The following is a 14,501-nucleotide window of genomic DNA, read 5'->3' on the forward strand; positions in this document are numbered from 1 at the left end:
CCTCACGCCCGTCCGGCAGGCGGCTCGAACCGCAGCTCGTCGGCGCAGAAGGCACGCCACCGCGGGGTCGCCGCGTCCCACAGCACCCCTTGGTCCGCCTGCACCGGGTGCCGTACGACGGCCAGGTCGTCACGCAGGTACACCACGGTGTCGTCGGGCAGGTCGTGCTGCTGCCGCGCCGCCGATTCGGCCCAGCCCGCGAAGCCGCGCACGTCACCGAGGAGGCATCCCTGGTAGTACGGCCGGTGGTACGACGTCATCCCGCGGCCTCCCGCTCGATCCGGCGGCGCAGGCTCAGCGGCCGCATGTCGGTCCAGACGGTCTCGATGTGCGCGAGGCACTCCTCGCGCGTTCCGCCGTGTCCGGCGTCCTCCCAGCCGTCCGGTCGCGGCTGCCGCGCGGGCCAGACCGAGTACTGCTCCTCGTGATTGACGACGACCCGGTATCCGGCCGGGTCGCCGTCGTGCGGTCCAGTCGTCACTTACCCCTCCTCGTACGCGATGCGCCGGCGGGCGACCGGGACGATCCGGTCGAGCGCGCCGGGGCTTTGAGCCGTCCCGCCCTGTGCGGCGGCCTCGGCGAGCAACTGCTCGACCAAGGGGGCGAGGCGGGCCACGGTGGGAGCCCGGAAGAAGGCCCGCACGGTGATGTCCACGCCCCAGGTGTCATGGGCGGCCGCGATGACCCGCATCACCATGAGCGAGTCACCGCCGTGGCTGAAGAAGTCGTCGTGCACGCCGATGTCCGTCCGCCGCAGCGCGGTGTGCCACAGGCCGAGCAGGGTCTGCTCCACGGGGGTGCGGGCCGGGCGGGCCGAGCCGGGCGGAGCGACCTCGGTGCCGCGGGCCCGCGCCAGCGCTGAACGGTCCAGCTTGCCGTTCGGGGTGAGCGGAAGCTCGGCCAGGAGCACCAGGCGGTCGGGCAGCATGTACAGCGGCAGATGCTCGCGCACCACGGCGTGCCAGTCCACGCCTTCCTGTCCGGCGCTGGGCACGAGGTAGGCGTGGACGCGGGTCGTGTCCTGCTCCCTCTCGGTGAGGACCACGGCGTCACGAACAAGCGGGGAGCGGCGGAACGCGGCCTCGATCTCGCCGAGTTCGACGCGGTAGCCGCGCACCTTGAGCTGCTGGTCGCGGCGGCCGAGGAACTCGATGCGCAGGCCCCCCGGCCCGTGCCGGTAGCGGCCGCGGTCGCCGGTCCGGTACATCCGCGCGCCTGGCCGGGTGGCGAAGGGGTGCGGCACGAAGGCGTCCGCGGTGCGGCCCGGGGCGCCCAGGTAGCCGCGGCTGAGGGTGGGGCCCGCGATGTGGAGGGTGCCGGGCACGCCCGGGGGCACGAGGCGCATCCGGTCGTCGAGGAGATACGCCTCGGTGCCGGGCAAGGGGGTGCCGATCAGCACGGACCGCGTGTCCTGGTCCGCGGCGCCGACGGTGAAGTAGGTGCTGTCGATGGTGCCTTCGGTCAGCCCGTAGCAGTTGACGACGTCCGTGTCCGGTCCGCACAGCCGGCGGATCCGCTCGAGCTCGTCGGCGGGGAAGGTGTCGGAGCCGACGATGAGCAGCTTGAGGAAGGCCAGGTCCTCATGGCTCCCGGCGACGTGCGCGGCCAGGGTGCGCAGCACCGTCGGCACGAAGTCGGCCACATCCACGCCCTCCTCGCGCATCAGGCGCAGCAGCCGGGCCGGGAGGAGGAGCGTTTCGCGGGGGCAGACCACGAGGGTCGCGCCGGAGCCGATGCAGCGCACGAGCTCGCCGAGGTAACCGTCGAAGCTGAAGTTGGCCATTTGCAGATGGCTGCGGATCCGCCCGCGCAACGCGAAGGCGTGCTCCCACGCGAGCTGGATGCGCCGGAGCGATCCGTGCGTGGCCATGACGCCTTTCGGGCGGCCTGTCGAGCCAGACGTGTACATGACATAGCAGAGACTGTCGGGGCTGAGACGCCGCTCGGGGCGGGCGCCGGGGAAGTGCGCGGGGTCGGCACCGTCCGGGCCGGCGACCAGGCTGCGCACGGGATCGCCGGCGAGGTCGGTGACGAGCCCCCGCTGGGTCATCACCACCTCCACCCCGGCGTCGGCGACGATCATCGCGCGGCGCGGGGCGGGGCTGTCGAGGTCGAGCGGCACATGGGCGGCGCCCGCCTTCCACACGGCGAGGACGGCGACGACGCTCTCGGCGGAGCGCTCCATGTAGATGCCGACGCGGGACCCGGGCGTGACGCCCTCGCCGCGCAGCCGGTGGGCAAGCCGGTTGGCGGCGCGGTCCAGTTCGCCGTAGGTGAGCCGGGTGTCGCCGTGCACCAGGGCGGGAGCGTCGGGGCTGCTCTGCGCCCACCCTTCGAACACGTCGAGTACGCAGTCGTCGACCGGCTCGACCGCGGCCCCCGTCGCGGCGTCGAGCAGCAGCGCGCGATCCTCGTCGGCGAGACCACCGGTGAGGTCGACGGGCTGCTCAGGGTCCCGGGTCATGTCGTCGAGCACGGACTGCCACAGGCGCAGCAGCCCCTCGACGGTCTCGGGCCTGTAGCGCTCACTGTCGTACTGGGCGAGTACGTCAGTGTGCCCCTCCTCGGCGACCACGTCGACGGTCAGGTCGAACTTGGCGACGCCGATGTCCACCTCCTCGGCGCTCGCGGTCAGGCCGCCGGGACCGGTACGGGTGGAGGGCGTGCCGATGTACTGGAAGGAGACGCCGAAGAACTGGCCCTCGCCGTCGACGCGTTCGGTGTCGAGGGCGGAGACGATGTCCTGGAAGGCGACGGCCTGGTGTTCGTACGCTCCCAGGCAGGTCTGCCGCACCCGGGCCAGGGCCTGCCGCACGGTCGGGTCGCCGGACAGGTCGGTGCGCAGGGCGAGCATGTTGAGGAAAGGGCCGATCAGCAGGTCGGCGTCGATGTCCTCCCGCAGGGCGCTCGGCGTGCCGACCACGACGTCGTCCTGGTCCAGGTGGCGCGAGAGCGCGATCACGAAGCCGGTGAGGAGCACCATGAACGGGGTGACGCGCTCGGAGCGGGCCAACTCCCGCACGCGCTTCATCAGTTCGGGGTCGAGCGGGCGGCGCGAGCGGGCCCCGGGAGGGGTGGACCGTTCGGGAGGCGTGCGGTCAGGGGGCAGCCGCCGTGCATCGGGGAGGTCGGCCAACTGCTGGCGCCAGTAAGCCAGTTCTGCCTCGTATGCGGGGTTGCCCGCGCTCAGGTGCCGACGCCGGGCGACGACATCGGCGTACTGGGCGGGCAGCGGGGGCAGATCGGGTTCGCGGCCCTCGGTCCGGGCGGCGAGGAGTTCGAGGAACTCCTCGACGAAGATCTGCCGGGACCAGCCGTCGCAGATGATGTGATGCCAGTTGAGCAGCAGAGTGTGGTCGTCGTCGGCCGAGCGCAGCAGCGCCGTGCGTATCAGCGGGCCGCTTTCCAGGTCGAAGGGGCGTCGGGCGTGCTCCTCGGCGATGCGGTGGGCTTCGGCGGCACGCGCCCGAGGGCTCAGCCCTGCCAGGTCGATCAGCGCGGTGGCCGCCCGGAGTTCGGGCTCGACGCGCATGCGCGGTACGCCGCCGTCGGCAGGGAAGCGGGCGCGCAGGACGTCGTGCCTGCGGATGATCTCGCCCACCGCGTGCGCTGCCGACTCGGGGTCGAGCGGTCCGGTCAGCCGAATCGCCGAACACGCGTTGTACAGCGGAGTGCCGGGATGCATCCGGTCCAGGAACCAGAAGCTTTCCTGGGCCGGGGACAGGGCGTGTGCCACGGGCGACACGTACCCGGGCAAGGGCGGAGTTCCGGAGGTGCCGGAGGTGCCGGAGGTGCCGGAGGTGCCGAAGCTCATGCGACCTCTCCCGTCCTGCGTTCCACGGCATGCGGCCGGGCGATTCCGGTCAGCGTGCCCGTCAGTGCCACGGCCAGGACGACGACACCCATGACGAGACAGACCGTGGTCACGCCCGCTCCGGCGGCGGCCGCGGTGGTGATGGCCGCACCGATCGGCCCCAGCGCGGTGTGGATGGTCCAGAAGGAGGACGTGACCCGGCCCAGCAGATGGCTGGGGGTCACCTCCTGACGCAGTGACATGGAACAGATACCGGCGATGCCCGTGCACATGAGGGTGATCATCATCAGCACGGCGATCACCGGGACACTCCCGGCCAGGCCGATCCCGGCGACGGACAGACCCGCGAGCGAGAACGCACTGATCCAGGTCACGCCGAACCCGAGCCGCTTGCGCACCCGGGCCACCGCGGCGGAGGCGATGAACGAGCCGACGGTCCCGGCCGTCAGGACATAGCCGACCGTGGTGTCCGGGTGGCCGAGTTCGTGCTTGACCAGGTAGATGACGAGGTCGGTCAGGCCGTAGATGAGGAAGGTGATCAGCGAGAGCAGCAGTGTCAGCGGACGCAGCACGGGGTGCACCCACAGGAACTTCGCCCCGGCCAGGAACTCCTGGCTGATCCTGCCGCGTTGGGCGGCGGCGGACGGCGAGGGCTTGCCGTTGAACTTGACGAGCAGGACGCCGAGTGCGGAGACCGCGAAGGTCGCGGAGTCGATGCCGATCGCGGCGGCGGGGCCCGCACGCGAGGCCACGAAACCCGCGAGCGCGGGCCCGGCGACGCTGGCGACCGCGTACGTCGCGTACATGTGGCCGTTGGCCTTGGTGATCTGGTCCGGCTGGACGATGGCCGGCACCACGGTCACGTAGGTGACCTGGAAGAGCATCGAGAAGCAGCCCGCGATGGGGACGACGGTGTAGATCAGCCAGACGGGGGTCGAGGAGATCCACGCCAGCGGGATCAGAAGGTAGAGCAGGCAGCGCGCTCCGTCGGCCAGCATGAGGAGCCGTCTGCGGTCGAAGCGGTCGGCGACGACGCCCGCGACCAGGCCGGTCAGGATCGACGCGACACCGGTGAGTCCGGTGACCAGGCCCATCTGGAGGACCGAGCCGGTGCTGTGCAGCACCAGCAGCGGCAATGCGACATAGGAGAAGGAGTCGCCGAGTGCGGAAAGGGTCTGAACACCTAAGAAAATGCGATACGCGGGGTTGCTCCATAAAGAGGGCGAATCGCCCTCCGTACCCGTCGGCCGTACCTGATCCTGATCCTCGGACAGTTCCCCAGACGGCACGGGTTCCCCCAATCCAGATCTGCCGACGGGCAGTAGATCACACGCCCCTGAGGGCGTCAAGGTCATCTCGGTCAAGATGTCTTGATGTGCCTTCTTGACGGTGCTCTGCCATACGTGCTAGAAATTCGATTTCGATTGGTTCCCTTGGATCGTCTGTGCGCAGCCCCAACCCCCTCTTGCCTGGAGAGAAATTGCGGGTCGCATTTGTACATACGCCCATGTCTACCGTCCCCATTGCGCAGCGCAAAGAATTCTGGCGCAACTTCGACATCCAATACCATGCCGCACATCCGGGGCTCGACCACATGCGGAAGAACATGTGGGAGCTGCCGCACTGGATGCACTGGCTGGGCGGAGTGCTCGTCGCGCACGGCTACACCGACATCGATGTCGTCGACCTCTACACCGACCCGAACACGTTCACGCGGCCGGGGCACATGGCCGTGGACGCCGTGGAGGCGTCCGTGCGCGGGCACCCCGCGGACGTGTACCTGTTCTCGCCGATGACGGTCAACCTCTGCTACGCGTACGAGATCGCGGACGCCGTGAAGCGGATCGACCCGGCGGCCACCGTCGTCTTCGGCGGGGTCGTCGCCACACCGCTGGCCCACGAGGTGGCCGGCCACCCGAGCGTCGACTACGTCGTGGCCGACCGCGGCGAGCAGGCCCTGCCCGCGCTCCTGGACGCGCTGGCCGTCGGCGGCGACGTGGCGGGCGTGGGCAACCTGGTCCACCGCCGGGCCGACGGCACCACCGCGCGGACGACGCACCGCTACCCCCACCTGCACCCGGCCGACATCCCCTTTCCCAAGGTGGATCTTTTCCCGTCACGTACCGGCGAGGACATCCGCTATTTACGCCAGGTCTATGCGCTCGGCTGCCCCTACCAGTGCACGTTCTGCACCATCCAGACCATTGGCAGGCGCCCCGACTATTTCCCCCTCGACCGCGTAATCGAAGAGATCCGCGCCTATCGGGCCCGTTACGGCGGCCGGCACAACATCTACTGGGGCGACGAAACCTTCACCCTGCACCCGGACCGCACCCTTGAACTCCTCGAACTCCTGGAAAAAGAAGGCGACATCAATTACGACTGCCAGACCCGACTGAATTGTCTGACCGATGACAATATCTTGCGCAAGCTGAAGAGCAGTGGCTGCCAATGGGTGGAAATCGGCTTGGAGACCGCATCCCAGGAAAGTCATGAGACGCACAAGCATCACATGAAGCTGAGCGCGACCAGGGAAACCCTCAAGAAGGTCCGGGACGCCGGGCTCGCCGCCTGCTCCTTCACCGTGAACGGCTTTCCCGACCAGAGCACCGACGACATGCGCCGCAGCATCGACTGGGTGTGCCGACTGCTCGACGAGGACCTGCTGCAGGCGACCTATCTCTTCGGGCTCGTGCCCTATCCGGGAAGTGCCATGTTCAACCACCCGGAGCGTTTCGGGATGAAACTGCTCCACCGCGATTTCCAGCTCTACCACGAGGATCTGCCGCCCGTCTTCGCCACCGACAAGGCCACCCCGGACCAGGTGTACGACGTGTTCCTGGAGGGTCTGGACCTGTTCGCGCGGGCCATGGACAAGACCCCGTACTTCGGTTCCGCGCCGGACCCCGCCGCTGCCGACGAGTACGGCACCTTCTGGGCCGATGCCCACGTATAGCCTTCCGCGGCCTCGGACAGACGGGAGCACCATGACTTCTTCTCGATGGCACGTACTACGGGACGGCGAGGCCGGCCTCATCCTCACGGTGGCCTTCGACGCCGGACGCGGAGATGCCCGGTTCGCCGACCTGGCGTCCTTCCTGGGCGGGTGGCAGGTCCTGGAGGGTGTGCCACCGCGCGGCACGGCCGCCGCGCTCCGGCAGCACGGGGCCGACGCGTACGTGACGCCCTGGCTGGAGGAGATCAAGGAGCGCGGGCAACCGGTGCGAGCCGTGCTCGGGCACTGCGCTGGAAGTGGTCTCGCCCGCGAACTGGCCGACGGGTTACGGGGGTTGGGGCTCGGCGAGCCCGCCCTTGTCACGTTCGACCCGGTCCTGGTGGACAGTCACACCCTGGGCGAGGACTACCGCACCGCGGTGAACACCCTCACCGCCCAGCTCTCCCCGCAGGACCTGGAGGCCGCCCTCGCGGCGGCGCGGCCGTGCGACGCCGAACCCACGGCAACCGGAGCCGATGTGCTGCCGCTCGCCGAGGAGTTGGAGACGGCCTACGGCACGGCGGTGGCCGCCGCCTGCCGAAGCCTCGGCGTCGCCCCCGCCGTGCAACAGCAGCTCTGCGACCGCTTCTCCCACTACCTCGCCTACCTCGCCGCATCGGCCTGGACGGACGCGGCCCCGCCGCGGGACACACCGCCCGCCACGACCGTCCTGTCCGCCACCGGTGGCGTCGGCACCAGCGCCGCCGACCCGCGCGGCACGATCACCCGTTTCACCGCGGACCGGGCCCGCCTCCTCGCGGACGCCGAAGTCGCGTCGTACGTCACCCGGTTGATGGGCGGATGACGCCCATGGATCCCACACCGCTGGCCGTCCCGGAGGCCCTCGCGCACAGCGTGCGCAGGGCGCGGTCCGACCGAATAGACCGTGAGCTGTACGAGGAGGAGAAACGCTGGCGGTGGTGCCCCGGCGACGGCGAGGACCCCCGCACCGTCTCGCAGGAGGCCCTGCGCCGCGAGGCCACGGTGGAGCACGAGATCACCGCCCGCCTCGGCCCGCCCACGGCCGGACCCGATGACCCTCGCCGGGACGCGGAGCGACGGCGCGTCAAGTACTTCCCTGTCCTCTTCGTCAGCGCCCCGCACATCGAGGAGGGCGCGACCGGAGCGTTCCCCGGCATGCCCACCCCGCTGCTCTACGCGACCTGCGTCCTGGACCGGATGCTGCGCATCGACGAGTTCCCCGGCCCGCGGGTCCCCGACGTCGTGGCCGTCCTCAACCCCCCTGCCTACTCCGCCGCCTTCGAGGCGGAGCTCGTCGCCTGTCTGCGCGAGCACCGTCCGGTGGTGGTCGGCATCAGCAACCTCTCCGAGGGCCATCACTTCGCTCTGCGCATCGCGGCCACGGTCAAGAAGGAATGCCCGCAAGCCATCGTCCTGCTCGGCGGCCAGCACGAGGACGCCGTGAACCCGGACGCCTACCGGGCGGCCTCGCGCCGCGTGGCCGACATGACCGGCCGCAGGCAGGAGAACCACAACGACTTCCGGATCGGCGCGGAGGAACTCGGCAGACTGACCGCGCTGCAGACGTTCGCCCGCCCCGACGAACGTGAGCTCATGGACATCGTGTTCGCGGGCGACTCCGCGTTCGCGCTGCCCGAGGTGCTCAAGGTGGTGGCGGAGTGCCTGCCCGCCGACGCCGAGACGGTCAAGAAGCGCATCATCGCCGAGCAGGACCGGTTCGCGGAACTGCCGGGCGTGGGCAGCCTGTTCACGTACGACTGGCATGCGCGGCGCATCGAGTCGATGCCGCTCAGCGGCGTACCGATCGACGGCGACCGGCTCCCGTACATCGACGTGACCCGGCTGACGCACGAGAACCGCTTCCCCGTCTTCGACAATCGCCGGACCGCACAGATCATGGCCTGTCTGGGGTGCAAGTACGCGTGCTCGTTCTGCCACGAGTCCGCTGACGCGTTCCTCTACGAGCAGCCGAAGATCCGCCAGCGGACTCCGCAGCACGTCATCGGGGAGATCCGGCTGCGGATCGACCAGGGCTTCGACGCGGTGTTCTTCGACGACAGCACCTTCACCCAGAACCCCCGCTGGCTGACCGAGTTCCTGACCCTCCTCGAGGATCTCGCGGCCGAGCACGGCACCTTCGAATGGGGCTGCCAGACCACCGTCAACGACGTCGACCGCGACCTCCTGCTGCGCATGTCGGGGGCCGGCTGCAGCTACGTCTACTTCGGCGTCGAATCGGCCGAACCCGACGCCGAACGCGTCCAGAAGGTCCGCCAGCTCCTCCTGGTGGCCGAGACCGACTGGACCGAACGCTTCCGGAACGTGGCCCACTGGTGCCGCGATGCCGGCATCCGGGTCGGCACGTCCCTGCAGTTCGGCCTCGGGGAAACCACCGAACAACGGCTGCTGACGCTCGACCTCATCGCCGAACTGCACCGGGAGGGCTGCATCCCCGACGGCTGCGTCGCCCTCAACGTCAACAGCCCCTACCCCGGCACCCGCCAGTGGCTCCAGATGCTCCAGTCGGGCGCCGCGCTGCCCGACTACCGCGAGAAGCTGGTGCGCCACCCGGCCTTCGAAACCGCCCACCAGTTCTCCGCGATCACCGGCCAGGACGTCGAAGCCCTGTATCTGCTGGCCGCGGACCGCCTCGGCCGGGCACTGCACCAGGAGGAACCGGCGTGACGCAGCCACCGCGCGGGGGCATGCCCGGCCCCGAGGGACTCAGGCAGGTCGTACCCGCCCCGGTCACCTACACCTCCGACTCCCTCGTCAGCCACGCACCGCTCGCCGCCGCGGGCGAACCGCCGCTGCTCATCCGGCCGAGCGCCACCGGCGTCGACATCGCGGCCTGGGCCACGCGGGCGAGGACGTGGCTCGACGAGGCCCTCCACGAGCACGGCGCCGTGTTGTTCCGGGGCTTCTCGGTCACCACCACCCACGGCCTGGAACGCCTCGCCGACGCGATCGTCGACCAGCTGTACCGCGACAACGGCGAGCATCCGCGTGCCTCACTGAGCGGCAGCATCTCCTCCCCGGTGTTCTTCCCACCGGAGGAGAAGCTGCTGTGGCACACCGAGAACTCCTTCAACGACACCGGGCCCTCGCGCATCATGTTCTGCTGCGCGCGGCCCGCCGCCTCCGGCGGCGAGACCCCGATCGTCGACAGCCGACAGGTCTTCCAGCGGCTCGACGCGGACCTGCGAGCCGAGTTTCTGGCCAAGGGCGTGATGTACGTACGGAATTACGGGACGGGGCTCGGCCTCGACTGGCGTGACGTACTGCGCACCGATGACCGACGAGAGGCCGAAGCGCGCTGCGACCGGCAGGGTCTGCGCTCCACCTGGCACGGTGACCGCCTGCGCACCGAGGCGGTACGGCCGGCCGCCGTCCAGCATCCGAGAACCGGCGTGTGGTCCTGGATCAACCAGGCCCAGCACTGGCACCCGGCCTGCCTGGCCCCCGCGACCCGAGCCGCCCTGGAAGCCACCCACACACCGGACACGCTGCCGCGGCACTGCCATTTCGGCGACGGAACCGCGATCCCCGACGAGGCCATGGCCGAGATCTGCCGGGTCTACGCCGAACTCGAAGTCTGCTTCCCCTGGGAGAGGGGCGATGTGCTGGTGCTCGACAACATCCTGGTCGCGCATGCCCGCAACCCCTTCCGTGGGCCGCGCGAACTACTGGTGGCCATGGGCGACTTGGTGCGGTTCGCGTGAAGGGATGAAGGGATCGGCATGAGGGGGCTCGCATGAAGGGGTTCGTATGAGGGGGCAGGACGCTGACCGGAGCGGCACGTCCGACCGGGTCGAGGGCTACCGGCTCTCGTTCCAGCAGCAGCGCATCTGGCAGGCGTACCGCGCCGGCTCCCCCGGCTGGGCCCAAGCGCTGTTCCACGTCGACGGTGCCGTCGACCCGGGTCGGCTGGCCGACGCGCTGCGTGCGGTCACCGACCTCCATGGTGCGCTGCGGGCTCGGTATCGCCGCGTGCCGGGGGCGAACACCGCGGTCGCGGACATCGACGGGGAGGGCGGCGGAAACGCCGGAGGCGTCGAGTGGACGGCGCAGGACCTGCGGACACTCTCCGCGACCGAGACCCTCGGGCGGCTGGAGTCCGCCGCGCAGGACGAGCGTCCGCGACCGGCGGGCGTCGACGGCGCCGCGCCCTTGCGCGCACGGCTGTTCAGGCTCTCCGAGCAGCGTCACGCGCTCCTGATCACGACCTCGGGGCTGTCCGCCGACAGCCTGACCCTGCGCCGCCTCCCGGCCGAGCTCGCCCTCGCGTACGACGGGTGTTCACCGAGCACCGCTCCCGTGCAGTACATCCAGTACGCGCACTGGCAGCGCCAGCTCGATGCGGACCGGCCGGCGGCCGACGCCCACGCCGACGCCCACACCCATGACATCGACGCATCCCACTCCGCCCAGCTGGACCTGCCCCTTCATCGCCCTCTCCAGCCCGGCGCACCAACCGCTCCAGCCGTCATACGCGTCGACAACAGCGTGCCGCCTCTGCTGGCACAGGCCGTCCGGGCATGCGCGAAGCAGCATGCCACCACCGCCGAAGTCGTGCTGATCACCTGCCTGTTGGCGCTCCTGCGGACAATCACGGAGCGGTCCCGCGCCACCGTCGCGACCGCCCTGCCGGGGCGTCCGTACGACGAACTCCGTGACTGCTTCGGTCACTTCACCCACTGGTTGCCGATACACGCCGGGCCGGATGGTGCCACCACGTTCTCCGGCCTTCTGGCCCAGGTCCGGGACGAGTGGTCGGACTCCGAGGGTGCGGGCGAGCGCATACCGGCTTCGTATGCCGCCGATCCGCCCGACTGGGCAGCCTCGTTCGAGGCGAAGGAGGAGGTACCCGCCGAGCACGCCGACGGCGTCACCTTCACCGTGGCCTGGGACGACGTCGAGGCGGAGCCGTGTGCGGTGAGACTCGAGAGCGTCGCGGGCGACGACTCACTGCGGCTGGTGTGGCGCTACCGCCGGGGCGAGTTCACCGCCGCGTACGTACGGAGCCTCGCGGGGCAGTATCTGACACTGCTGGAAGGTGTCGTCGCCGACCCGTCGGCCCCCCTCGACACCGTCAGCGCGCTCGACGCGCACAGCCGCGACATCGTGCGGGCCACCACAGAACGCGGCCGTGCCACCCGGCAGACGCCCTCCTGCCTGCACCAGATCTTCGAGCGTCGGGCCGAGCGGTCGCCGGACAGCATCGCGGTCGTGGATCCCATGGCTCGGCTGACCTACCGTCAGCTGAACGCACAGGCCGACCGAGTGGCGCAGGTGCTGCGGCAGCACGGCGTCGGACCGGACCAACCGGTGGCGATCTCCATCGGGCACACCCGTCATCTCCTGGTGGCGATGCTGGGCGTGCTCAAGGCGGGCGGCGCGTATCTGCCGCTCGATCCGGAGCTGCCCGACGCGCGGACCACGGACATGCTGTCGCGCGCGGGCTGCTCCCTGGTCCTCACCGGACCGGACACCTCGCGGAATCGGTTCGGCACGATCCGCTGTCTGAATGTCGACGGGTGCCTGAGTGCCGACAAGCTGCCGGCGACGGAGCAACCGGCCGCCCCACCGGCCGCGGTGACTCCGGAGAACCTTGCCTACATCCTGTTCACCAGCGGCTCCACCGGTGTCCCCAAGGGTGTGATGCTGCCGCACCGGGCCCTGGCCAACTACGTGCTCTGGGCGGCCCGGACGTACGCGCACGAGGGCGGCACGGGGGCCATGGTGCACTCCTCCGTGGCGTTCGACCTGACGGTGACCAGCCTGTTCGTGCCCCTGGTCAGCGGGCACACGGTGCACCTCGATCCGGTGTGGCGCAATGTCTTCGCCCTCACCGACGAGCTGGGCCGACGATCCGGACTCGACGTGCTCAAAATGACACCCTCGCATCTGAGCGTGATCAACCAAGCGCTTCATCCCGACGCCTCCGCCGAGGTCGCTCACTCACTCGTACTGGGCGGCGAGAACCTGTCGTGGGAGCACATCGCACCGTGGCGCGGGCACACGACCACGCGGATCTTCAACGAGTACGGCCCCACGGAGACCGCGGTGGGATGCACCGTCCACGAGATCACGGCCGACGATCCCCCGGTCGGCGACGTGCCCATCGGCCGGCCTGTGGACGGCAGCGACGTCCACGTCCTGGACAGCCACCTGGCACCGGTGCCGGCCGGAGCACTCGGCGAGATCTGCGTGGGCGGCATCGGCCTGGCACGCGGCTACGTCGGGGATCCGGCCGGGACAGCGGAACGTTTCGTACCGCACCCCTTCTCCGAGGTACCCGGCCAACGCCTCTACCGGACCGGTGACATCGGCTACTACGCCCCCGACGGCACGCTGCACTGCCTCGGCCGCCGGGACGACCAGATCAAGGTGCGCGGCGTCCGCGTGGAGCCGGCCGAGGTGGAACGGGCGCTGCTCGGACATCCGGCCGTCCGCGAGGCGGCGGTGGTGCTCGGGCCGGACGGCACGGAGAGCACTGACGGGACTGACGGCACTGACGGCACTGACGGCAAGGACGCCACGGACGCGACTGACGGCAGTGGTGGCGGTCGGCTCACCGCGTATGTCGCGGCCTCCGTCCAAGGCCCGGTCGCGCCGTCCGAACTGCGCGGCCATCTCACCGAGCGCCTGCCTGCCTCCATGGTCCCGGCCTCGTACGTCTGGCTCGACCGGCTGCCCCTCACTGCGAACGGCAAGATCGACCGCGACGCACTGCTCACGGCCGACGCTCCGCGAGACGCCGACGCGCGGAGGTGTGCCCCCTCGTCACCGCCCGCCGACGCTCTGGAGGAGAGAGTCGCGGCCGTCTTCGGCGACCTGCTCAAGATCCCTTCCGTCGGTGTGGACGACGTCTTCTTCGACCTCGGCGGCCACTCGATCCTGGCCGTGCGGCTGATCGCGCGGATCAACGCCGCGTTCTCCGCCGAGCTGCCGGTATCGGTGCTGTTCGAGGAGACAGCGACCGCCGACGACGGACCACCGGTCGACCCCGCCACCCCGAGGGCGCTGGCCGCGTTGCTCCGGTCCGCGGACGGAGCGCAGCGTTCCGCCGCTCTCGTCACGCTGCAGAGCCAGGGTGAGGGAACCCCGCTGTTCTGCGTCCCCGGCGCCGGGGACGCCATCGGCTTCCGGAATCTCGCCGCGGGCGGGACCGTACTTCGACGTCCGCTGTACGCCTTGGACGACGCCACCCCGGGGTCGGGAGCCGATCCGGAGGTCGATGTCGAGGCTCTGGCCGAGCGCCACCTCGCGGAGGTCCGACGCGTGAGGCCGCACGGCCCGTACCTACTGATGGGCTGGTCGATGGGCGGTCTCGTCGCCTTCGAGATGGCCCGGCGACTGACCCGGCTCGGGGAGCGGGTCGACATGCTGGTCCTCGTGGACAGTTACCTGGCCGAGCAGCTCCCGGCCACCACCGGTTCAGCTCCGGGCGATGTCCACACCCGCGCGGCTCAGCGGTACCGGCCGGCGCCGTACGCGGGACCGACGGCCCTGTTGCAGGCACAGGAGAGCGACCCGCAGATGCGGGCGGCGGCAGGCGCGGCCTGGGCCGAGCTGTGCCCGGCCCTCTCCCCGCCACGCGTGATCGCCGGTGACCACTACTCCATGCTGGACGAGCCGTTCGTGGCCGGACTGGCAGCGGAAATGGAGAAGACACTTCAGGAGACGGACGTTCCCCATGCCTGACGA

9 protein-coding genes are annotated in these 14,501 nt (G+C 70.3%); 5 read left to right on the top strand and 4 right to left on the bottom strand.

Translation table 11 applies throughout. The features are described 5' to 3' along the window. Positions 1 to 2: 2 nt before the first annotated feature. Genes ACZ5WE_RS21145 through ACZ5WE_RS21160 form a run of 4 tightly spaced genes read right to left on the bottom strand, consistent with a single transcriptional unit; the run spans position 3 to position 5,103 of the window. Positions 3 to 260 carry a hypothetical protein gene (locus tag ACZ5WE_RS21145; RefSeq protein WP_467691183.1) on the bottom strand — a complete coding sequence of 86 codons (258 nt, stop codon included), beginning with the start codon at positions 258 to 260 and terminating at the stop codon, positions 3 to 5. Further along, the gene (locus ACZ5WE_RS21150) at positions 257 to 481 is read right to left on the bottom strand and encodes an MbtH family protein (RefSeq protein WP_467691184.1); all 225 of its coding nucleotides are present in this window, start codon (positions 479 to 481) and stop codon (positions 257 to 259) included. Before ACZ5WE_RS21150 ends, ACZ5WE_RS21145 begins: the two co-directional genes overlap by 4 nt. Then, complete coding sequence (locus ACZ5WE_RS21155) at positions 482 to 3,814, bottom strand: non-ribosomal peptide synthetase (RefSeq protein WP_467691186.1); 3,333 nt, start codon at positions 3,812 to 3,814, stop codon at positions 482 to 484. Continuing rightward, positions 3,811 to 5,103: an MFS transporter gene (locus ACZ5WE_RS21160; protein ID WP_467691188.1), complete on the bottom strand. Its 1,293-nt coding sequence runs from the start codon at positions 5,101 to 5,103 to the stop codon at positions 3,811 to 3,813. The genes ACZ5WE_RS21155 and ACZ5WE_RS21160 overlap by 4 nt, the downstream gene beginning before the upstream one ends. Positions 5,104 to 5,321: 218 nt before the next feature. On the opposite strand from ACZ5WE_RS21160, the gene ACZ5WE_RS21165 reads away from it, so the two are divergent. From ACZ5WE_RS21165 to ACZ5WE_RS21185, 5 genes are read left to right on the top strand one after another with little or no spacing between them, the layout of a single operon-like run. Next, the gene (locus ACZ5WE_RS21165; RefSeq protein ID WP_467691190.1) at positions 5,322 to 6,770 is read left to right on the top strand and encodes a B12-binding domain-containing radical SAM protein; all 1,449 of its coding nucleotides are present in this window, start codon (positions 5,322 to 5,324) and stop codon (positions 6,768 to 6,770) included. Between the two features lie 31 nt (positions 6,771 to 6,801). Further along, positions 6,802 to 7,614: a hypothetical protein gene (locus tag ACZ5WE_RS21170; RefSeq protein ID WP_467691192.1), complete on the top strand. Its 813-nt coding sequence runs from the start codon at positions 6,802 to 6,804 to the stop codon at positions 7,612 to 7,614. Between the two features lie 5 nt (positions 7,615 to 7,619). Next, entirely contained in the window at positions 7,620 to 9,476 is a 1,857-nt protein-coding gene (locus tag ACZ5WE_RS21175) for a B12-binding domain-containing radical SAM protein (protein ID WP_467691194.1), read from the top strand. Next, positions 9,473 to 10,513, top strand: coding sequence for a TauD/TfdA family dioxygenase (locus ACZ5WE_RS21180; protein WP_467691195.1), 1,041 nt, complete (start codon positions 9,473 to 9,475; stop codon positions 10,511 to 10,513). The genes ACZ5WE_RS21175 and ACZ5WE_RS21180 overlap by 4 nt, the downstream gene beginning before the upstream one ends. 46 nt (positions 10,514 to 10,559) lie before the next feature. Then, the gene (locus tag ACZ5WE_RS21185; RefSeq protein ID WP_467691196.1) at positions 10,560 to 14,498 is read left to right on the top strand and encodes a non-ribosomal peptide synthetase; all 3,939 of its coding nucleotides are present in this window, start codon (positions 10,560 to 10,562) and stop codon (positions 14,496 to 14,498) included. The last annotated feature ends 3 nt before the right edge of the window (positions 14,499 to 14,501 follow it).

This window comes from Streptomyces sp. NPDC033180, from assembly GCF_055577645.1.

What these genes read in the sequence shown, in the direction of transcription:
- ACZ5WE_RS21155 (WP_467691186.1), bottom strand. Translation starts at nt 3,814, where the DNA reads ATGAGCTTCGGCACCTCCGGCACCTCCGGCACCTCCGGCACCTCCGGA.
- ACZ5WE_RS21185 (WP_467691196.1), top strand. Translation starts at nt 10,560, where the DNA reads ATGAGGGGGCAGGACGCTGACCGGAGCGGCACGTCCGACCGGGTCGAG.
- ACZ5WE_RS21165 (WP_467691190.1), top strand. Translation starts at nt 5,322, where the DNA reads ATGTCTACCGTCCCCATTGCGCAGCGCAAAGAATTCTGGCGCAACTTC.
- ACZ5WE_RS21175 (WP_467691194.1), top strand. Translation starts at nt 7,620, where the DNA reads ATGGATCCCACACCGCTGGCCGTCCCGGAGGCCCTCGCGCACAGCGTG.
- ACZ5WE_RS21170 (WP_467691192.1), top strand. Translation starts at nt 6,802, where the DNA reads ATGACTTCTTCTCGATGGCACGTACTACGGGACGGCGAGGCCGGCCTC.
- ACZ5WE_RS21145 (WP_467691183.1), bottom strand. Translation starts at nt 260, where the DNA reads ATGACGTCGTACCACCGGCCGTACTACCAGGGATGCCTCCTCGGTGAC.